The sequence below is a fragment of the Comamonas sp. 17RB genome (assembly GCF_030056555.1).
In the GTDB taxonomy this organism is placed as follows: Bacteria; Pseudomonadota; Gammaproteobacteria; order Burkholderiales; family Burkholderiaceae_C; genus Comamonas; species Comamonas terrigena.
Window position 1 is genome coordinate 411870 of the sequence record NZ_JASHHY010000003.1, and the last position, 21320, is coordinate 433189.

Sequence of the window (21320 nt, forward strand, 5' to 3'; positions counted from 1 at the left end):
CCGGCAGCCCCGTCGGGCTGTCCAGGCCGTGCCCCGTCAATGCGTCAGCTGGGCGTGCAGCTCCTGCACCGAGTACACATCCAGATTGCCGCGCAGGGCCTTCATGCCGTCGACCGCCGCTTCCGCACCAAAGATGGTGGTGAAGGTGGTCACCCGGGCCAGCAAGGCGCTGGTACGGATGGCGCGCGAGTCGGCGATGGCATTGCGGCGCTCTTCCACCGTGTTGATGACCAAGGCAATCTCGTTGTTCTTGATCATGTCCACGATGTGGGGGCGGCCTTCGGTGACCTTGTTCACGGTCTGCACTTCCACACCGGCTTCGGCAATGGCAGCGGCCGTGCCGCGCGTGGCGCACAGCGTGAAGCCCATGGCCACCAGCTCCTTGGCAATCGCCACGGCGCGGGACTTGTCATTGTTCTTCACGGTCAGGAACACCTTGCCTTCGGTCGGCAGCTTGACGCCGGCGCCCAACTGGCTCTTCACAAAGGCTTCGCCAAAGGTCTTGCCCACACCCATGACTTCACCGGTGGACTTCATCTCGGGGCCGAGGATGGTGTCCACGCCGGGGAACTTCACGAACGGGAACACGGCTTCCTTGACGCTGAAGTACGGTGGCGTCACTTCCTTGGTGACGCCCTGCTCGGCCAGCGTATCGCCCACCATGCAGCGTGCCGCCACCTTGGCCAGCTGGATGCCCGTGGCCTTGGAGACGAACGGCACCGTGCGCGAAGCGCGGGGGTTCACTTCCAGCACGTAGATCACGTCCTTTCCGTCCACTTCCTTGATGGCGAACTGCACGTTCATCAGGCCGACCACGTTCAGGCCATGGGCCATCTCGGCCGTCTGGCGCTTGATCTCGGCCACGGTCTCGGCCTTCAGGTAGTAAGGGGGCAGCGAGCAGGCAGAGTCACCGGAGTGCACGCCGGCTTGCTCGATGTGCTCCATCACACCACCGATGAACACCTTGCCTTCGCGGTCGCGCACGCAGTCCACATCGCACTCGATGGCGTTGGACAGGAAGTGGTCCAGCAGCACGGGCGAGTCGTTGGAGACCTTCACGGCTTCGCGCATGTAGCGCTCCAGATCGCGCTGCTCGTGCACGATTTCCATCGCACGGCCACCCAGCACATAGGAAGGACGCACCACCAGCGGATAACCCAGGCCGGCCGCCTTTTCCAGCGCTTCGGCTTCGGTACGGGCCGTGGCATTGGGCGGCTGCAGCAGGTTCAGTTGCTGCAGCAGGCGCTGGAAGCGCTCGCGGTCTTCCGCCGCATCGATCATGTCGGGCGAGGTACCGATGATGGGCACGCCTTCTTTTTCCAGCCCCAGGGCCAGCTTCAGCGGCGTCTGGCCGCCGTACTGCACGATCACGCCAGCCGGCTGCTCGACCGCCACGATTTCCAGCACGTCTTCCAGCGTCAGCGGTTCGAAGTACAGGCGATCGGATGTGTCGTAGTCGGTCGACACGGTTTCGGGGTTGCAGTTGACCATGATGGTTTCATAACCATCTTCGCGCATGGCCATGGCAGCGTGCACGCAGCAGTAGTCGAACTCGATACCCTGACCGATGCGGTTCGGGCCACCGCCCAGCACCATGATCTTCTTCTTGTCCGTGGGCGCAGCTTCGCATTCCTCGTCGTACGTGGAGTACATGTACGCCGTGTTGGAGGCGAATTCGGCCGCACAGGTGTCCACACGCTTGAACACGGGGCGCACCTTCAGGGCCTTGCGGGCTTCACGCACCGCCTTGTCGGTGGTGTGCAGCAGCTTGGCCAGGCGGCGGTCCGAGAAGCCCTTTTGCTTCAGGGTACGCAGGGTCTGCGCATCCAGCGAGGCCAGTGCGCCGTCGCCCTTGGCGGCAGCCAGCTGGTCCAGCTCGAGTTCGATCTTCACGATCTCTTCGATCTGCACCAGGAACCACTTGTCGATCTTGGTGATGCTGTGCACTTCGTCCAGCGTCCAGCCGGCCGCAAACGCGTCACCCACATACCAGATGCGGTCGGGACCGGGCTCGCCCAGTTCCTTTTCCAGGATTTCGCGGTCCTGGGTCTTTTCGTTCATGCCGTCCACGCCCACTTCCAGACCGCGCAGGGCCTTCTGGAAGGATTCCTGGAAGGTACGGCCGATGGCCATCACCTCGCCCACAGACTTCATCTGCGTGGTCAGGCGGTTGTCGGCAGCGGGGAACTTCTCGAACGCAAAACGCGGGATCTTGGTGACCACATAGTCGATCGAGGGCTCGAACGACGCCGGGGTCTTGCCGCCGGTGATTTCGTTCTTCAGCTCGTCCAGCGTAAAGCCCACGGCCAGCTTGGCCGCGATCTTGGCGATGGGGAAGCCGGTGGCCTTGGACGCCAGCGCCGAGGAACGCGAGACGCGGGGGTTCATCTCGATGACGATCATGCGACCGTCCTTGGGGTTCACCGAGAACTGCACATTGGAGCCGCCGGTGTCCACGCCGATTTCGCGCAGAACAGCCAGCGATGCGTTGCGCATGATCTGGTATTCCTTGTCGGTCAGCGTCTGTGCCGGCGCCACGGTGATGGAGTCACCGGTGTGCACCCCCATGGGGTCCAGGTTTTCGATGGAGCAGACGATGATGCAGTTGTCCGCGGTATCGCGCACCACTTCCATCTCGTACTCTTTCCAGCCCAGCAGCGACTCTTCGATCAGCAGCTCATTGGTGGGAGAGGCTTCCAGACCGCGCTTGCAGATGGTTTCGAACTCTTCCGAGTTGTAGGCGATACCGCCGCCCGTGCCGCCCAGCGTGAAGCTGGGGCGGATCACAGTGGGGAAGCCCACCTTCTTTTGCACATCCCAGGCTTCGTCCATGCTGTGGGCGATACCGGAGCGCGCAGAACCCAGACCGATCTTGGTCATGGCGTCCTTGAACTTCAGGCGGTCTTCGGCCTTGTCGATGGCTTCCGGCTTGGCACCGATCAGCTCTACCTGGTACTTGTCCAGCACGCCGTGCTTCCACAGGTCCAGCGCACAGTTCAGCGCGGTCTGGCCACCCATGGTGGGCAAAATGGCATCGGGACGTTCCTTGGCGATGATCTTCTCGACCGTCTGCCAGGTGATGGGCTCGATGTAGGTGACGTCGGCCGTGGCCGGGTCGGTCATGATCGTGGCAGGGTTGCTGTTGATCAGAATGACTTTGTAACCCTCTTCGCGCAGGGCCTTGCAGGCCTGCACGCCGGAGTAGTCAAACTCGCAGGCCTGACCGATCACGATGGGACCGGCGCCAATGATCAGAATGCTTTTAAGGTCGTTGCGCTTAGGCATTGTTGTGTTTCTCCATCAGCGCTGTGAAGCGGTCGAACAGGTAGCCAATATCGTGCGGGCCGGGCGATGCCTCGGGGTGGCCCTGGAAGCAGAAGGCGGGCACATCAGTGCGCTCCAGACCTTGCAGCGTGCCGTCAAACAGGCTGATGTGCGTGGCGCGCACGTTGGCGGGCAGCGACTCCAGCTCCACCGCAAAACCGTGGTTCTGGCTGGTGATGCTCACCCGGCCGGAATCCAGGTCCTTCACGGGGTGGTTGGCACCGTGGTGGCTGTTTTGCATCTTGAAGGTCTTGGCACCGGAGGCCAGGGCCATGATCTGGTGTCCCAGGCAGATGCCGAACAGCGGCTTGCCGGAGGCCATGATCTCTTGCGCCGCGGCAATCGCATAGTCGCAGGGGGCCGGGTCGCCAGGGCCGTTGGACAGGAACACGCCATCGGGATTCAGCGCCAGCACGTCCTTGGCGGGCGTCTGGGCAGGCACCACGGTCACATCGCAGCCACGCTCGGCCAGCATGCGCAGAATGTTCTTCTTCACGCCGAAGTCATAGGCCACGACCTTGAATTTGGGCGATTCGAGCTGGCCGTAGCCTTCACCCAGCTTCCACTCGGCCTCGGTCCAGGGATAGGGCTTGGCCGTGGTCACCACCTTGGCCAGGTCCAGCCCCTTCATGTCGGGAGCGGCCTGGGCAGCGGCAATGGCTTCGTCAATCTTGGCCTGGGTCACTTCCTCGCCAGCCGCCAGGCCGACAATCGCGCCATTTTGCGCACCCTTGTCACGCAGCAGACGCGTGAGCTTGCGGGTGTCGATGTTGGCGATGGCGACCGTCTTGCCATCCACCAGGTACTCGGACAGCGTCTGGGTGCTGCGGAAGTTGCTGGCCAGCAAAGGCAGGTTCTTGATGATCAGACCTGCGGCATGGATCTTGTCGGCTTCGACGTCTTCAGGATTGACACCATAGTTGCCGATGTGCGGATACGTGAGCGTCACGATCTGCTGGCAATAGCTGGGGTCGGTGAGGATTTCCTGGTAGCCGGTCAGCGAAGTGTTGAAAACAACTTCACCCACCGTGGTGCCTTGCGCACCAATCGAATTGCCAATAAAGACCGTGCCGTCTGCGAGCGCCAGGATGGCGGGGGGGAAGGCTCCCTTGAGAGACAAAAGCACTGGGTTCTCCGGTTTTTTATTACGGTTACGCCCAACGCAGCCCCCCGCACGTGCGTGGGGACAGTGTTTGTGTCAGCAGGGTATGGCGAGGGAGCGTCGCTAGGCGTATGAAGGAATGCTTGAAAGCCGCCCATTATAGGCTCTCTCTGCTTCAGCCCTTTGACTTGCTGCGGGATTACCCGAGCGCACGCAACATGCTTACGCTGCTGGCATGCAGGCAGATCGCCGCTGCGGCAGCCACATTCAGCGACTCCTCCCCTCCGGGCTGGGCAATGCTGATGCGGTGCTCCGCCATCTCCATCAGGGCATCGCCCACGCCCTGCCCTTCGTGCCCCATGGCCCAGGCGCAGGGCCAGGGCAAGGCGGCTTCGTGGATCAGGGTGCCCTGGTGGGAGCTGGTCACCACCAGCGGCAGCTGCAAGGCCTGCACCTCCGCGATGGAAGCTGCCTCCACCAGATGCAGGCCGAAATGCGCCCCCATGCCGGCACGCAGCACCTTCTGGCTCCACAGCGCGGCCGTCCCCTTCAGCGCCACGATCTGGCCAAAACCGAAGGCGGCCGCACTGCGCAGGATGGAGCCCACATTGCCCGCATCCTGCACCCGGTCCAGCACCACGGCGGCCACGCCAGGCTGGACCTGTGCACCCGCATCCCACTCCATCACATAGCCCATGCGCGCAGGCGACTCCAGGCTGCTGATCTCCGTAAACAGACTGTCCGCCAGTACCACCACCTTGCCTGCGGCCTGCGCCCACTCTGCGGGCACCTGCGGCCAGACGGATTCGGCAAACACCGCCACCTTGGGGCGCAAACCCCGGGCCAGTGCCGCACGGCACAGGTGGTCGCCTTCCAGCCAAACCTGGCCTTGCTTGCGGTAGGCAGTACTTTCCTGGGACAGACGGCGCAGTTCTTTGACGAAGGCGTTGTCACGCGACTGAATCATGGTGTGCTGCATCATGCGCCAACCCCCACTGAGAGCGCCGCAGTCTGCAAGACCTTGGTCACCGGAGAAAATGAAGTGCGGTGCTCCGGGCATGCACCAAACTCACGCAAAGCCAGCAGATGTGCCGCTGTCCCGTAGCCCTTGTGCGTGGCAAAACCGTAGTGCGGAAAACGGGCGTGCAACCCATCACACCAGCGATCGCGGTGCACCTTGGCCAGAATGGACGCAGCCGAGATGGCCGGCACCAGTGCATCGCCTTTGACAATGGCTTCGCCCTGCATCTCCAGCACCGGCAGGCGGTTGCCATCGACCAGCGCACGCACCGGCTTCAGACGCAGGCCGAGGACGGCGCGCTGCATGGCCAGCATCGTGGCCTGCAGGATGTTGAGGCGATCGATCTCTTCCACCGACGCTTCAGCAATACAAAAGCACAACGCCTTGGCGCGAATTTCATCGAACAAGGCCTCACGCCGTGCAGCCGTGAGCTTTTTGGAGTCCGCCAGACCGGCAATCGGATGCAGATCATCCAGAATCACCGCCGCCGCCACCACCGGGCCCGCCAAGGGCCCGCGTCCGGCCTCATCCACACCGGCCACCAGGCCGGGCGCGTGCCACTGCAGGCAAGCCTGCTCAGCGGCACATGAGTTTTTGGATCGCATCGGCAGCCAGCGCAGAAGTGTCGCGGAACAGGGTGTGGTGCAGCGCGCTGAAACGCGCCTGCAGCTCGGCAATCTTGGAAGGCTGCTGGTCATAGGCTTGCAGCCAGTCCAGGCTTGCAGCCGCCAGCGCCTCGGGCGTGGCAGCATCTTGCAGTAATTCGGGAACCACGAAATCAGAACACAAAATATTGGGCAGCCCCACCCAGGGCTGCAATTGCTTGCGCCGCATCAGCCGCCAGCTGATGGGGTGCATGCGGTAAGAAATCACCATGGGGCGCTTGAACAGCGCCGCCTCCAGCGTGGCCGTGCCACTGGCGATCAGGGTGCAATCGCAGGCGGCCAGCACGTCATGTGACTGTCCCTGCACCAGCTGCACCCACTCCTGCACACCGGCTTCGCGCACAGCTTGCTGCATGCGCTGCCAGTGCAGGGGCACCACCGGCACCACCACCTGGACCTCCGGCATCTGCGCCCGCACCAACGCGGCCGCCGCAAAAAACGGTTTGGCGATGTACTGCACTTCCGCAGACCGGCTGCCAGGCAGCAAGGCCAGCACCTTGCGGTCCAAGGCCAGGCCCAGCCGGGCACGCGCCGCCGCCTTGTCAGGCTCCATCGGGATCACGGCCGCCAGCGGGTGGCCGACATAGGTGGCCTCGATGCCATGCTGCTGCAGCAAGGCTGGCTCGAACGGGAACAGGCACAACACATGGTCTGCTGCAGCCCGGATCTTGTCGATCCGGTTGGCACGCCAGGCCCAGATGGAAGGGCACACAAAGTGCACCGTCTTGATGCCCGCAGCGCGCAGATCCCGCTCCAGCCCCAGGTTGAAATCCGGCGCATCCACGCCCACAAACACCGCGGGCTTTTCCACCAGCAGACGCTGGCGCAACTGCTTGCGGATGGAGAGGATTTCGCGCAGGCGGCGCACCAGCTCCCAGCTGTAGCCGTGCACAGCCAGTTTTTCGCTATGCCACCAGGCATCGAAGCCGCGCGCCGCCATCTGCGGGCCACCAATGCCCGCGGCCTGCACCTGGGGCATGCGGGCGTGCACGCCATCCAGCAGCAAGCCGGCCAGCAGGTCACCGGATGTCTCGCCGGCCACCATGGCCAGTCGGGCGTTGCTATCGCTAGTCACAGGCCATCAGCGGGCAATGCCGCGTTGGGAAGCCGCCAGAAAATCCAGCATGGCCTGCACATCGGCTGCCGCCTCCGGCAACTCGGCGGCCAGTGCCGCAATGGCTGCACGCGCAGCCTCCAGGGTCAGCCCCTGGCGGTACAGCAGACGGTGCATCTGCTTGACTGCACGCAGGCGCTGCTCACCAAAGCCGCGACGGCGCAGACCTTCGATATTGAACCCGCGCACGGCCAGCGGATTGCCATCCACCATCATGAAGGGCGGCACGTCCTGCGAGATATGACTGGCAAAGCCCGCCATGGCATGGGCTCCGATCCGGGTGAACTGGTGCACCCCGGTCAGGCCGCCCAGAATCACCCAATCCCCCACATGCACATGGCCCGCCAAAGTCGCATTGTTGGCCAGAATGGTGTTGTGGCCGACGATGCAGTCGTGCGCAATGTGCACATAGGCCATGATCCAGTTGTCATTGCCGATGCGCGTCACGCCGCCATCCTGCACCGTTCCGGTATTGAAGGTGCAGAACTCGCGGATGGTGTTGCGGTCGCCGATGATCAGCTGCGTGGGTTCGCCCGCATACTTCTTGTCTTGCGGCTGCGCCCCCAGCGAGGCGAACTGAAAAATCTGGTTATGGCACCCAATTTCCGTGTCGCCTTCCAGCACGCAATGCGGCCCCACCGTGGTGTGTGCGCCAATGCGCAGCTTGGGCCCCACCACAGCGTACGGCCCCACCCGCACCGTGCTATCGAGCTGTGCCTGGGGATGGACGATGGCACTGGGATGAATCAGGCAGTCTTGTTCCACAGGACCTCACTCAACCCACGTGGCGCATGGTGCACATCAACTGGGCTTCTGCAGCCACTTCGCCGTCCACGCTGGCGACAGCATTGAACTTCCAGATACCACCACGCACACGGTCGATCGTGATTTCCAGCGCCAGCTGGTCACCCGGCACCACGGGGCGCTTGAAACGGGCGGAGTCGATACCCACGAAATAGTAGATATTGTTTTCATCCGGCACCTGTCCCATGGCGTCGAACGCCAGCAGGCCGGCAGCCTGGGCCAGCGCTTCCAGGATCAGCACGCCCGGCATCACCGGGCGGCCAGGGAAGTGGCCGGTAAAGAAGGGCTCGTTGAACGTTACGTTCTTGATTGCCTTGATGCGCGTATTGCGCTCAAGCTCCAGCACGCGGTCCACCAGCAAAAAAGGATAGCGGTGGGGCAGTTGCTTGAGAATTTCTTGAATATCCATCATCAATTTCCGTTTGTGCTGCGCGGGGCGTCCAAGGCTTTTTCCAGCGCCTTGATCCGCTCGCGCAGTGCATGCAATTGTTTGAGTGTTGCAGCGTTCTTTTCCCACTGGGCATTCGTGGCCAGCGGAAAAATGCCAGTGTACAGGCCCGGCTGCGTGACCGAGCGCATGACGACCGAAGTCGGAGAAATCGCCACACCGTCAGCAATTTTCAAATGCCCCAGGATATTGGACGCACCACCGATGCTGCAATGCGCGCCGATATGCGCACTCCCGGCCACACCGGCGTTGCCGGCAATGGCCGTGTGCTCACCCACATGGACGTTGTGACCGATCTGCACCAGGTTGTCGAGCTTCACCCCATCCGAGATCACGGTGTCATCCAGTGCACCGCGATCGATGCAGGTGTTGGCCCCGATCTCCACATCGTTGCCGATGCGCACGCGCCCCAGCTGCTCGATCTTGACCCAGACGCCCCGCTCCTGCGCAAAGCCAAAGCCATCCGCGCCGATCACCACGCCGGGGTGCAACAGACAGCGCTCACCCACCTGGCAGTATTCGCTGATGGTGACACGCGACTTCAGCACCGTGCCCGCACCCACGACAGCACCGCGCTCGACCACGCACAGCGGACCGATCGTGGCCAAGGGATGCACCACCGCCTCCGGGTGAATGACCGCACTGGCATGCACGCCCGCAGCAGCCGCATCCGCGTGCGCACGCTTCCACAGCTGCGTCAGCCGTGCAAAGTACAGATACGGATTGTCTGCAACGATGCAGGCGCCACGTGCCTGTGCAGCCGCCTGCTGGGCAGGCGCCACAACGACACAGGCCGCCTGAGAGGCGGCCAGTTGTGGCAGATACTTGGGATTGCTGAGAAAGCTGATGGAATCGGCATCCGCAGACTCCAGTGGAGCGATACGCCGGATCACGCGATCCGGCTGCCCCTCCACCAGTGTCCCCCCCAAGCTTTCGACTATTTGTCCTAAGGTCAAACTCACGTCGAACAGCCTGACTTACATCACTTGCCGCCGTTCAAGGCCTTGATGACCTTGTCCGTGATGTCGAGCTTGGGGTTCACATACACGGCTTCCTGCAAGATCACGTCGTACTTCTCTGCTTCCGCCACTTGCATCACCACCTTGTTGGCGCGATCCAGCACCTGCGACAGCTCTTCGTTCTTGCGGGCATTCAGGTCTTCCTGGAATTCACGGCGCTTGCGCTGGAATTCGCGGTCCTGCTCGATCAGCTGACGCTGCTTAGCCGAACGCTGGCTTTCGGCCATGGTGGGCGCTTCGCGCTCGAACTTCTCGGAATCTGCCTTCAGACGGTTGCCGATATCCACCAATTCACGCTCGCGCTTGGAGAACTCCTGCTCCAGCTTCGCTTGCGCAGCCTTGGCCGAATTGGCTTCGCGGAAAATACGGTCGGTATTGACAAAGCCGGCCTTGAAATCCTGAGCCTGTGCCGACACAGCGGCTGCGCCGCACAGCAAAGCCACTGCGATGGGTTGATAGATTTTCATGTTTAAAACGATGTTCCGATTTGGAATTGAATTTTTTGCAGACGATCTTCCGGCTTTTTACGGATCGGATTGGCCCATGCCAAACGCAGCGGCCCCAGCGGAGAAATCCAGCTCAGACCAATACCCGCCGACGCACGCAAATCACTCGCCGTGAATTTCTCATTCTCGCCGAAGACATTACCCACGTCCACGAAAGTGAACCAGCGCAGCGTCTTGTCATTGCCCGCACCCGGGAATGGCGCGATGAATTCGGCATTCAAGGTCAGCTTCTTGGCGCCGCCCAGATACGTACCATCATAGCCATTGACGGACTGGCCACGCGGACCCAGGCTGCCCTGGTCGAAACCACGCACCGACCCCAGACCACCGGAGTAGAAATTCTTGAACAGCGGGAAAGGACGGCCATTCAAGCCCTTGCCCCAGCCCAGCTCACCATTGAAGGCAAAGGTGAAGCTCTTGGACAGCGGCACATACTGCTGGATCTGGTAGTTACCCCGAATGTAGCGTGCATCTCCGGCCGCAGACCAGTCAGCATTGAAACGTTGGTAACGACCTGAATTGGGCGCCAGCGCGCTGTCGCGGCTGTCGCGCGACCAGCCCACCGTCAGAGGGATGGCATTGCTGGTCGAGCCAAACTGGTTGATGTAGCTCTGGTACTCCACCGGCATGTACAGACCATCCTTGATGGTGGTCTGTTCAAAGCCGACACCGAAGAACACGGTGTCGATCTCGCTGAACGGCACGCCAAACTTGATGGAAGCGCCCTTGCTGACGATCTTGTACATATCGTCCGTATCCACGCTCACGCCATCGTAGTAGTACGAGTAGGGGCGGCTGGTACGGTAGTACAGATCCACGGTACGCGAGATGCCATCCTGCGTGAAGTAGGGATCGGTCGTGCTCACCACCAGGTTGCGGTTGTACTTGCTGGTGTTGACATCCAGGCCCAGGTAGTTGCCGGAGCCAAACACGTTCTCCTGCTTGATACCGAAGCTCAGGGTCACCTTTTCCGCGCTGGAGAAACCTGCACCCAGCTGGATGGAGCCGGTGGGCTTTTCCTTCACGTTGACCACCAGGTCCACCTGGTCGGGCGAGCCGGGGACTTCCTGGGTTTCCACATCGACTTCGGTGAAGTAGCCCAAGCGGTCCACGCGGTCACGCGACAGCTTGATCTTGTCACCGTCGTACCAGGACGATTCGTACTGGCGGAATTCGCGGCGCAGCACCTCGTCGCGCGTGCGTTCGTTGCCGCTGACATTGATGCGGCGCACATAGGCGCGGCGCGAAGGATCGGCACGCAGCACAAAGTGCACGCGGTTGTTCTCACGGTCCACTTCCGGCACCGCCTCCACCCGTGCAAAGGCATAGCCAAAGTTGCCGAAGTGGTCCGAGAAGGCCTTGGTGGTTTCGGTCACCAGGTCCGCGTTGTACGGCTCACCGGGGCGCACCTTCACCAGCGACTTGAACTCATCGTCACGATTCAGGTAGTTACCTTCCAGCGAAACGCCGGAGACCACGAAACGCTCGCCTTCGTGCACATTGATGGTCAGGGTGATCTTTTCCTTGTCCGGAGAGATCGCCACCTGGGTCGAATCGATGCGGAAATCCAGGTAGCCGCGCTGCAGATAGTACGAGCGCAGGGTTTCCAGGTCGGCATTCAGCTTGCTGCGCGCATAGCGGTCCGACTTGGTGTACCAGCTCATCCAGCCACCGGTATCCAGATCCAGCTGCTTCTTCAGCGTGGATTCGCTGAAAGCCTTGTTGCCCACCACGTGGATTTCGCTGATCTTGGCCGGCTCGCCCTCGGTGACCGAGAACGTCAGATTCACGCGGTTGCGCTCGATCGGCGTGACCGTGGTCACCACATCCGCGCCATACAGGCTGCGGTTGATGTACTGGCGCTTGAGTTCCTGCTCCGCACGATCGGCCAGTGCCTTGTCGAAAGGACGCCCTTCGGCCAGACCCACATCGCGCATGGCCTTGACCAAAGTGTCCTTGTCGAACTCCTTGGTGCCGACAAAGTTCACATCGGCAATCGATGGGCGCTCTTCCACGACCACCACCAGCACGTCGCCATCGGCTTCCAGGCGCACGTCCTTGAACAAACCCAGGGCAAACAGCGAGCGGATCGCGGCCGCACCTTTTTCGTCATCGTACTGTTCGCCCACGCGCAGCGGCATGGAGGCAAAGATGGTGCCTGCCTCCACACGCTGCAGGCCCTCCACCCGAATATCCTGAACCTTGAAAGGCGCAAGCGCCCAAGCAGCCTGTGCCAGGCAAAGCAATGCAGCAGCAGCCGTGGCCGTGCGTGCGCCGAAGCGTTTGAAGTGTTGATTCATGAATGAAAGCGAACGCCGCCAGAATTCTGGAAGGCCGTAAATTTAGCCCAATATGCGGCTGATGTCGTTAAAAAAAGCGATGCACATCATGACGAGAAGCACACTGACGCCGGCCCTTTGCAGCCGTTCCATCCACAATTCGGAGATGGCGCGTCCTGTGACACCTTCCCAAAGATAATACATCAGGTGCCCACCATCCAGAACAGGCAGTGGCAACAGGTTGAGCACACCCAGACTCACACTGATCAGCGCCAGGAAAGCCAGATACTGTACCCACCCCATGCTGGCCGACTTTCCGGCATAATCCGCAATGGTCAAAGGCCCACTCAGATTCTTGAGTGACGCCTCACCGATCAGCATGCGCCCCATCATCTTCAGGCTGAGCACCGACACGTCCCAGGTCTTGGTCACACCGGCCCACAGCCCCTCCGCCGCCCCCAGGCGCACGATGACCATTTCCGGCGCACCGCCAATGTAAGCACCCACACGCCCGATGCGCACATCCTGTTCCTGCGCGGCTTCGGGCTTCACCAACAGCTGCATTTGCTGCCCGCTGCGCACCACCGTCCAGTCACCGGCCTGTTCGGGATGCTGGCGTATCAACTGGCGCAGCTGAAAGCCATCCACCACCGGTATGCCGAAAGCCTGCGTTACCACATCACCGGGCTGCAAGCCTGCAGCGGCGGCGGCTCCGGCGTCCATCACGCGCTCCACCTGTGCCGGGGTCCAGGGCACCTGCACACCGATTGCAGCACCCAAACTGGCATCGAGCACGGTGCTCGGCAGTGTGGACAAAGGCAAGTCCGTCGTTTGCACACCCTCACCAGGGGCCCGCTGCCAGGTGATGCGCGCACCCTGCTTTTCCAGCGCCGCCTGCGTCAGCGCCCAGCGCAGATGCTCGAAGGAACGCACCTCCTGCGGCGCCTCCTGCCCCACCTGCACAGCGGTCACTCGCTCACCACCGCGCAACCCCGCCTGCGCCACCACCGAACCGGTCGCCGGCGCAGCCAGCACGGCACGCGGCTCCTCCAGCCCGACCCAGTTCACCAACGCATACAGCAGCACGGCCAGCAGCAGATTGGCGGCAGGACCGGCGGCCACGATGGCCACACGCGAACGCAAGGGTTGGCGGTTGAAGGCCAGATGCCGCTCGCCGGAATCCACCGGCGCTTCGCGCTCATCCAGCATGCGCACATAGCCCCCCAGGGGCAGCGCACCCAGCACGAATTCCGTCGAGGATTTCTTGCTTTGCCAGCGCAGCAGGGGTTTGCCAAAGCCCACGGAAAAACGCAGCACCTTGACCCCGCAGGCCACGGCCATGCGGTAGTGGCCGTACTCATGCACGGCAATCAGGATGCCCAGAGCCACAACAAAAGCAAGCACGGTCAACATGAGGGCGTCTCTTTCGCGGTGGTTTTCAGGAAGTGCTCACTGATCGCGCAGGCTGCAGCAGCAATCAAGCAGCCCAGCGCTGAACGGTATGGGCAGCCCGTGCACGGGCTTCCTGGTCCAGTGCCATCAAATCGCCCAGCGATCCCGGGCAACGCGGCGGCACCACGGCCTCCAGCGCCTCCAGATTCACCGCATGGATGCGGTCAAAGCGCAGCTTGCCACCCAGGAACGCAGCCACCGCCACCTCGTTGGCGGCATTCAGCACCGTGGTCGTACCTTCCGGCGCCTTCAGTGCATGCCAGGACAGGTGCAGCCCCGGGAAGCGCTGCGCATCGGCTTCTTCAAAGGTGAGCGCGCTCAGCTTCGCAAAGTCCAGCGGTTGCACACCGCTGTCGATGCGCTCGGGCCAGGCCAGACCACAGGCGATGGGCACTCGCATATCGGGCGTTCCCAACTGGGCCAGGATGGACGCATCCTTGAACTGCACCATGGAGTGCACGATCTGCTGCGGGTGCACCACCACCTTGATGCGGTCCGGCTCCATGCCGAACAGCCAGCGCGCCTCGATCACCTCCAGCGCCTTGTTCATCATCGTGGCGGAGTCCACCGAAATCTTGCGCCCCATGGCGAAGTTCGGGTGGGCACACGCCTGGTCCGGTGTGATCTGTGCCAGGGTGGCCGGATCGCGCTGGCGGAAAGGCCCGCCCGATGCCGTCAGCAGCAGGCTGTCCACCCGGCTCCCCCAGGTGCTGCGATCTTCCGGCAGGCACTGGAAGATGGCGGAGTGCTCACTGTCGATCGGCAGCAAGGTGCAGCCATGCTGCTGCACCGTGTCCATGAACAGCGCACCGCCCACCACCAGGGCCTCCTTGTTGGCCAGCAGCAAGCGCTTGCCTGCCTTGGCAGCCGCCAGGCAAGGCGCCAGCCCCGCCGCGCCCACAATGGCACCCATCACCGCATCGACCGGCGCATCGGATGCGATGCGCTCCAGGGCATCCGCCGCATGCAGCACCTGCGTCGCCAGCCCGTTGGCCTTCAGCTTTTCTTCCAGTTGGCGCGCATGCGGCGCACTGGCCATCACGGCAAACCGGGGAGTGAATTCCGCGCATTGCGCCAGCATCAGGTCCACCTGGGTGGCGGCGCTCAGCGCATAAATCTCGTAGTCGGCGCGGTGCCTGCGCACCACGTCCAGGGTATTGGTGCCAATCGAGCCCGTAGAGCCCAGCACCGTCAAACGTTGTTTCATCAATGCACCAAAGTTGTCAGCATCATGGCCAGCGGCAGCGTGGGCAGCAGCGCGTCGATACGGTCCAGCACGCCGCCATGGCCAGGCAGCAGGTTGCTGCTGTCCTTGACACCTGCACTGCGCTTGATCAGAGACTCAATCAGATCCCCGACCACGCTCATGGCCGCCATGAACAAGGCTGCCACCACCAGCAGCGGCCAGCCGGCCTGTACCAGATGGCTGTAAAAACTGGGCACGGTCGCGCCGTAGTGGCGGTCCAGCAAGGCCCAGCCCACCGCCAGCACCAGCACACCGGTAGCGCCACCCCACACCCCTTCCCAGCTCTTACCCGGACTGATGGCGGGCGCCAGCTTGTTTTTGGTGAACTTCAGACCGAACGTGCGACCGGCGAAGTAGGCAAAGATATCGGCCACCCAGACCAGGACCATGATGGAGAGCAGAAAGTTCACGCCCATCGCTCGGGCCTGGGCCACGGCCAGCCAGGTCGCCCACAGTGCCAGCACGCCACCCACCAGCCGGATGCTGCGGGGGATGGTAGACCAGCCCGGTACCCCTGCCCGTATCAGTGCCACACTGCCCAGCACCCAGGCAGCGCCTGCCACGATCCACAGCACCTGCAGATTGCGCGCCAGCCAGCCTTGCTGCCATGCCAGACCACAGAGCGCGAGGCAAAGCACCGCCGTCAGCACGCTGCCCGCCTGCCCCAGGCCATTGAGACGCCCCCACTCCCAGGCTGCAGCCGCCACCATGGCCAGCACCAGCAAGGTAAAGGGCAGGGGTGTGCTGGCGAACAGCGCGGGCAGCAAGATGGCCAGAAGGACCACGGCGGTAATCACACGCTGCTTGAGCATGTTGCACTCCCCTTTCAGGCGCGCATCGCGGATGCGTCGGTTGTCTGAACCTGCGCGGAAGTCTTGCCGAAGCGTCGCTCCCGGCTGGCGTAATCATGAAGCGCCGCATCCAGGGCCGCATCGTCGAAGTCGGGCCACAGGCTGGGGCTGAAGAACAGCTCGGAGTAGGCACACTGCCACAGCAGAAAATTGCTGATGCGGTGCTCGCCCCCGGTACGGATGAACAGGTCCGGATCGGGCACATGGGCCAGGGCCATGGCAGCGTTCAGGCTGGCCTCGGTGATGGCTTCGCCACGCGCAGCCAGCTGCGCTGCCGCCTGGGCCACATCCCAGCGGCCGCCGTAGTTGAAGCAGACGTTCAGGATCAGACGCTCATTGTGCGCGGTGGCCTGCTCGGCCTGCACCAGGCCTGCCGCCACCTTGGCGCTCAGGCCCTGGCGCTCGCCCACAAAGTGCAGTTGCACACCTTCCTTGGACAGGCTGGGCACTTCATGGCCCAGCGCCGTCGCCAGCAGCGACATCAGGCCCGACACCTCGTCCGCAGGGCGGTTCCAGTTCTCTGACGAGAACGCGAACACGGTCAGGACGCGCACGCCCCGCTGGATGCAGGCCCGCACGCAGCGGCGCAGTGCATCCACGCCCTGCTTGTGCCCTGCCAGCCGCGGCAGAAAGCGTTTGGTGGCCCAGCGGCCATTGCCATCCATCACGATGGCTACGTGGTGCGGCACCACGGATGACACGGTCATGCAGTCGAAATCGCTAGCAAGCCAGGCTCAGACAGCCAGGATGTCCTGTTCCTTAGCGGCCACCAGGGTGTCCACTTCGGCAATGAACTTGTCCGTCAGCTTCTGCACTTCGGCTTCCGAACGCTTTTGATCGTCTTCCGAAGCTTCCTTGTCCTTGACCAGCTTCTTCACGCCTTCGTTGGCATCGCGGCGCAGGTTGCGGATGGCGATCTTGGAGTTTTCACCCTCGGTACGCGCCAGCTTGGTCATTTCCTTGCGGCGCTCTTCGCTCATCGGAGGCAGGGGCACGCGGATCAGGTCGCCCAGCGAGGCAGGGTTCAGACCCAGATCGCTTTCGCGGATGGCCTTTTCCACCTTGGCGGCCATGTTCTTTTCCCAGGGCTGCACGCTGATGGTGCGCGAGTCCAGCAGCGACACATTCGCCACCTGGGACAGCGGCACCATGGAGCCGTAGTACTCGACATGGATGGCATCCAGCAGGGCCGGATTGGCACGGCCGGTGCGGATGCGCGAGAGATTGTTCTTGAGCGCCTCGATGGACTGGCCCATCTTGGTTTCGGTGCTCTTCTTGATGTCAGCGATCGTCATGTGTTTACCTCGGGAAGCCAATGTCCGCCCGCACTCACCGGGCGGGCGCGCAGTCTTCGCAATTAAGCGGACACCAGGGTGCCTTCATCATTCCCCATCACCACGCTCAGCAACGCGCCGGGCTTGACGATGGAAAACACGCGGATAGGCAGCTTCTGGTCACGGCACAAAGCGAAAGCCGTGGCATCCATGATGCCCAGGTTGCGCGAGATCGCTTCATCAAACGACAGCGAGGAGTAGCGTGTCGCGGAAGGATCCTTGACGGGGTCTGCAGTGTACACACCGTCCACCTTGGTGGCCTTGAGCACCACCTCGGCACCGATTTCAGCGCCACGCAGTGCAGCAGCGGTGTCGGTCGTGAAGAAGGGGTTGCCGGTGCCGGCCGCAAAAACCACCACCTTGCCTTCTTCCAGATATTGCAGCGCCTTGGGGCGCACATAGGGCTCGACCACCTGCTCGATGCCGATGGCCGACATCACGCGGGCCGTCAGGCCTTGCTTGTTCATGGCATCGGCCAGGGCCAGCGCGTTCATCACGGTGGCCAGCATGCCCATGTAATCTGCCGTGGCGCGGTCCATGCCGGCGGAGCCGCCCGCCACACCACGGAAGATGTTGCCGCCGCCGATCACCACCGCCACTTCCACCCCCACCTTGGTCACCTCGACGATCTCGGAGACCATGCGCTCGATCGTGGCGCGGTTGATACCGAACTGGTCATCCCCCATCAGCGCTTCGCCTGACAGCTTGAGCAAGATACGCTTGTGGGCTGGTTTGGCTTGGGACATGGGGAACTCCGTTCGATTCAAATAAGTGAGGGGGGTGGTTGTGGTGGTAATCAGCAGGGCGGCTTCGGCGCTTTAGGCGCCCTTGGCAGCGGCCACTTGGGCAGCCACTTCGGCGGCGAAGTCGTCCACCTTCTTCTCAATGCCTTCGCCCACCACGAACATGGTGAAGCCCTTCACATTGGTGTTGGCAGCCTTGAGCATCTGGGCCACGGTCTGCTTGCCGTCGGCAGCCTTCACGAAGACCTGGTCAGCCAGGGACACTTCCTTCAGGTACTTCTGCACGGAACCTTCCACCATCTTGGCGACGATGTCGGCAGGCTTGCCGGATTCGGCTGCCTTGGCTTCGGCCACCGAACGTTCCTTGGCGATCAGGTCGGCAGGCACGTCGGCGGACGTCACGGCCACGGGCTTCATGGCGGCGATGTGCATGGCCACGTCCTTGGCAGCGACAGCGTCACCGTCGAACTCGACGACCACACCGATGCGGGTGCCGTGCAGGTAGGAAGCCAGCGTGCCTTCGAAGCGCTTGAAGCGGCGGAAAGACATGTTTTCGCCGATCTTGCCGATCAGGCCCTTGCGCACATCTTCCAGGGTGGGGCCGTAGCCGTCTTGTTCGTAGGCCAGAGCGCCCAGGGCTTCGACGTCAGCGGGGTTGTGCTCAGCCACCAGCTTGGCAGCGGCATTGGCCATGGCGATGAAGCTGTCGTTCTTGGAGACGAAGTCGGTTTCGCTGTTGACTTCGATCATGCCACCCTTGCCACCTTCGATGAAGGCAGTGATCACACCTTCGGCGGTCACGCGCGAAGCGGCCTTGCCAGCCTTGGTGCCCAGCTTGACGCGCAGCAGCTCTTCCGCCTTGGCCATGTCGCCTTCAGCTTCCGTCAGTGCCTTCTTGCATTCCATCATCGGGGCATCGGTCTTGGCGCGCAGTTCGGCGACCATGCTTGCGGTAATTGCAGCCATCTTGTTTCTCCGTCTTCAGTATTCAGTTCGTTACAGGATTTCAGCTAAAAAAAGGGGGCTACCAGAGCCCCGCTTTTTTATCGCGACGTATCGCGCAGCCGGGAATTAGGCAGCGGTGTTTTCCACTTCCACGAATTCGTCGGAGCCTTCGCCAGCAGCAGCCTTGGCCACGTCGTTCAGACGGGCTTCACGGCCTTCCAGGATCGCGTCGGCGATGCCACGGGCGTACAGTTCCACGGCCTTGGCCGAGTCGTCGTTACCGGGGATCACATAGTCGATACCTTCGGGGTTGTGGTTGGAGTCCACCACGCCGATCAGAGGAATGCCCAGCTTCTTGGCTTCGGAAATGGCAATCTTGTGGTAGCCCACGTCGATCACGAAGATGGCATCGGGCAGGGTGTTCATGTCCTGGATACCGCCGATGTCCTTTTCCAGCTTTTCCAGTTCGCGCACGAACATCAGCTGTTCCTTCTTGGACATGGATTCCAGACCAGCTTCTTGCTGGGCCTTCATGTCCTTCAGACGCTTGATGGAAGTCTTGACCGTCTTGAAGTTGGTCAGCATGCCGCCCAACCAGCGTTGGTCCACGAAAGGCACGCCAGCGCGCTGGGCTTCTGCAGCCACCAGCTCACGGGCTTGGCGCTTGGTACCTACCATCAGCACGGTGCCACCGTTCGAAGCCAGTTGCTTGGCGAACTTCTGGGCATCCTGGAACATCGGCAGCGACTTTTCCAGGTTGATGATGTGGATCTTGTTGCGGTGACCGAAGATGAACGGAGCCATCTTGGGGTTCCAGAAGCGGGTTTGGTGACCGAAGTGGACGCCAGCTTCCAGCATCTCGCGCATTGTTACTGCCATGAAAATTACCTCAAAGGTTGTGTCTAAAATCCAGCCCAACCATTGCAGCCACTGCGTGACCGCAACACCTTGAAGAGACTGGTTTGCGATTTGCTTTGCATCCCTGCACCCCACAGCCTTCCTTCAAAATCTGAAAGCAAGCCGGGTTGCATTGCGCAAAGCCGAAAGATTTTAGCACAGCCCATGAAGCCTGACCTCCTTGCCACACGCGCTTTGCTGCGCGAAGGCCGCTCCACCGCCTCCCGGGAGCTGGAAAAATCCATCGCCGCCGCCCAATCCCCTGCCTGCCAGCATGTGTTTGCGCAGACGCTGTTCGACAGCGCACGCGCCACCGCGGCCGCAGCCGACCCCGCTCTGCCGCTGGCAGGCCTGGCGGTCTCGGTCAAGGACCTGTTTGATATGCGGGGCTGCACCAGCACCGCCAGCTCCCGCGTGCTGGCCCACGCGCCCGCCGCCCAGCAGGACAGCGGTGCCGTGGCCCGCCTGCGCCGCGCCGGCGCCAGCATCATCGGTCGCACCCACATGGTGGAATTTGCCTACGCAGGCGTGGGCGTCAACCCGCATTTCGGCACCCCGGCAGCAGTGGATGCGCTGTATGGCGATGCCACACCCGAGTATGCAGCACGCATCCCGGGCGGCTCATCCTCCGGCGCGGGGGTCTCGGTCGCCACCGGCGCCGCCTGGCTGGCTCTGGGGTCAGACACCGGTGGCTCCATCCGCATCCCCGCCGCCCTCAACGGGCTGGTGGGATTCAAACCCACGGCCCGCCTCTCCCTACTCGATGGCACGGTGCCGCTGGCCCCCTCGCTGGACACGGCCTGCGCCCTGACCCGCAGCGTGCGCGACGCCGTGCTCGCCCACCAGATCCTGACCGCACAGCCTGTGCACACCGGCCGGCGCAGCCTGCGTGGCAGCCGCCTGGCCGTGCCCACCACGGTATTCCTGAATGAGCTGGAGCCCGCTGTCGCCACCGCCTTTGCCCGCAGCCTGCAGCGCCTGCGTGACGCCGGCGCCGAGCTGGTGGAAATCAGCCTGCCCGAGACCGCGGAGCTGGCGGCCATCAACGCAGCCGGTGGCCTGACCGCAGCGGAAAGCTATGCCTGGCATCGCCAGCTGCTGGCCAGCCAGGCCGATCTGTACGACCCCCGTGTGCGCAGCCGTATTGAAAAGGGCGCGCTGCTCAGCGCGGCCGACTATATTGACCTGTTGCATTTACGCCGCGACTGGCAGCAGCGCATGGACGCCACGCTCCAGGGCTTTGATGCCCTGGTCTCGCCCACCGTGCCCATCACCGCTCCGCTGATTGCCGATGTGGCGCCGACCGATGGACAGGATGCCGCACGCGATGCCCAGCGCGACGCCGCGTTCACCCGCACCAATATGCTGCTGCTGCGCAACACCAGCGTGGTCAATCAGCTGGATGGCTGCGCCATCAGCCTGCCCTGCCACATGCCAGGGGAATTGCCTATGGGCGTCATGCTTTGGCACAGTGCCTTGCACGATGATGCGATCCTGGACCTGGCTTTGCAGGCAGAATCCGTGCTTCTTTCGTATTGATACATGTTGCCGGCGGCCTGGGCTGCCCGGC

Annotated in this window: 19 protein-coding genes; 1 reads left to right on the forward strand and 18 read right to left on the reverse strand. The window is 62.6% G+C overall.

Features of this window, described 5'->3' with window-relative positions:
• Positions 1–36 precede the first annotated feature (36 nt).
• The 18 genes from carB to rpsB all read right to left on the reverse strand — a co-directional run bounded on the left by carB (position 37) and on the right by rpsB (position 19732).
• Positions 37–3285: a carbamoyl-phosphate synthase large subunit gene (carB, locus tag QM470_RS08180; protein WP_115594685.1), complete on the reverse strand. Its 3249-nt coding sequence runs from the start codon at positions 3283–3285 to the stop codon at positions 37–39.
• On the reverse strand, positions 3278–4450 hold the full coding sequence (gene carA, locus QM470_RS08185; RefSeq protein WP_280012623.1) for a glutamine-hydrolyzing carbamoyl-phosphate synthase small subunit: 1173 nt from the start codon (positions 4448–4450) through the stop codon (positions 3278–3280). Before carA ends, carB begins: the two co-directional genes overlap by 8 nt.
• Positions 4451–4625: 175 nt before the next feature.
• Positions 4626–5408 carry a TrmH family RNA methyltransferase gene (locus QM470_RS08190; protein ID WP_502846815.1) on the reverse strand — a complete coding sequence of 261 codons (783 nt, stop codon included), beginning with the start codon at positions 5406–5408 and terminating at the stop codon, positions 4626–4628.
• Complete coding sequence (gene rnhB / locus QM470_RS08195; protein ID WP_283338858.1) at positions 5405–6052, reverse strand: ribonuclease HII; 648 nt, start codon at positions 6050–6052, stop codon at positions 5405–5407. The genes QM470_RS08190 and rnhB overlap by 4 nt, the downstream gene beginning before the upstream one ends.
• Positions 6024–7157: a lipid-A-disaccharide synthase gene (gene lpxB, locus QM470_RS08200; protein WP_283338881.1), complete on the reverse strand. Its 1134-nt coding sequence runs from the start codon at positions 7155–7157 to the stop codon at positions 6024–6026. The genes rnhB and lpxB overlap by 29 nt, the downstream gene beginning before the upstream one ends.
• Positions 7158–7193: 36 nt before the next feature.
• Positions 7194–7991 carry an acyl-ACP--UDP-N-acetylglucosamine O-acyltransferase gene (lpxA, locus tag QM470_RS08205; RefSeq protein ID WP_283338859.1) on the reverse strand — a complete coding sequence of 266 codons (798 nt, stop codon included), beginning with the start codon at positions 7989–7991 and terminating at the stop codon, positions 7194–7196.
• A 10-nt stretch (positions 7992–8001) separates the two neighbouring features.
• Positions 8002–8442, reverse strand: coding sequence for a 3-hydroxyacyl-ACP dehydratase FabZ (gene fabZ / locus QM470_RS08210; RefSeq protein ID WP_003053425.1), 441 nt, complete (start codon positions 8440–8442; stop codon positions 8002–8004).
• Positions 8442–9440, reverse strand: a complete 999-nt coding sequence (gene lpxD, locus QM470_RS08215) for a UDP-3-O-(3-hydroxymyristoyl)glucosamine N-acyltransferase (protein WP_283338860.1) — start codon at positions 9438–9440, stop codon at positions 8442–8444. Before lpxD ends, fabZ begins: the two co-directional genes overlap by 1 nt.
• A gap of 20 nt (positions 9441–9460) precedes the next feature.
• Entirely contained in the window at positions 9461–9964 is a 504-nt protein-coding gene (locus QM470_RS08220) for an OmpH/Skp family outer membrane protein (RefSeq protein ID WP_066536253.1), read from the reverse strand.
• Between the two features lie 2 nt (positions 9965–9966).
• Positions 9967–12303 (reverse strand): outer membrane protein assembly factor BamA, encoded by a 2337-nt coding sequence (gene bamA / locus QM470_RS08225; RefSeq protein WP_283338861.1) that lies wholly within the window; start codon positions 12301–12303, stop codon positions 9967–9969.
• A 42-nt stretch (positions 12304–12345) separates the two neighbouring features.
• On the reverse strand, positions 12346–13695 hold the full coding sequence (gene rseP / locus QM470_RS08230; protein WP_283338862.1) for an RIP metalloprotease RseP: 1350 nt from the start codon (positions 13693–13695) through the stop codon (positions 12346–12348).
• A gap of 64 nt (positions 13696–13759) precedes the next feature.
• Complete coding sequence (gene ispC, locus QM470_RS08235; protein ID WP_283338863.1) at positions 13760–14941, reverse strand: 1-deoxy-D-xylulose-5-phosphate reductoisomerase; 1182 nt, start codon at positions 14939–14941, stop codon at positions 13760–13762.
• Entirely contained in the window at positions 14941–15792 is an 852-nt protein-coding gene (locus QM470_RS08240) for a phosphatidate cytidylyltransferase (protein WP_283338864.1), read from the reverse strand. Before QM470_RS08240 ends, ispC begins: the two co-directional genes overlap by 1 nt.
• 14 nt (positions 15793–15806) lie before the next feature.
• Positions 15807–16538, reverse strand: a complete 732-nt coding sequence (uppS, locus tag QM470_RS08245; protein ID WP_280012630.1) for a polyprenyl diphosphate synthase — start codon at positions 16536–16538, stop codon at positions 15807–15809.
• Positions 16539–16565: 27 nt separating this feature from the next.
• A complete protein-coding gene (frr, locus tag QM470_RS08250) occupies positions 16566–17126 on the reverse strand; it encodes a ribosome recycling factor (protein ID WP_066536272.1) in 561 nt (186 codons plus the stop codon).
• Positions 17127–17188: 62 nt separating this feature from the next.
• Positions 17189–17911, reverse strand: a complete 723-nt coding sequence (gene pyrH, locus QM470_RS08255; RefSeq protein WP_280012631.1) for a UMP kinase — start codon at positions 17909–17911, stop codon at positions 17189–17191.
• A gap of 72 nt (positions 17912–17983) precedes the next feature.
• Positions 17984–18874 (reverse strand): translation elongation factor Ts, encoded by an 891-nt coding sequence (gene tsf, locus QM470_RS08260; protein WP_066536275.1) that lies wholly within the window; start codon positions 18872–18874, stop codon positions 17984–17986.
• A gap of 105 nt (positions 18875–18979) precedes the next feature.
• Positions 18980–19732, reverse strand: a complete 753-nt coding sequence (rpsB, locus tag QM470_RS08265; protein WP_066536279.1) for a 30S ribosomal protein S2 — start codon at positions 19730–19732, stop codon at positions 18980–18982.
• 183 nt (positions 19733–19915) lie between these two features.
• Here rpsB and QM470_RS08270 point away from each other — a divergent pair, with 183 nt between their 5' ends.
• Positions 19916–21289 carry an amidase gene (locus tag QM470_RS08270; RefSeq protein WP_283338865.1) on the forward strand — a complete coding sequence of 458 codons (1374 nt, stop codon included), beginning with the start codon at positions 19916–19918 and terminating at the stop codon, positions 21287–21289.
• Positions 21290–21320: the final 31 nt, after the last annotated feature.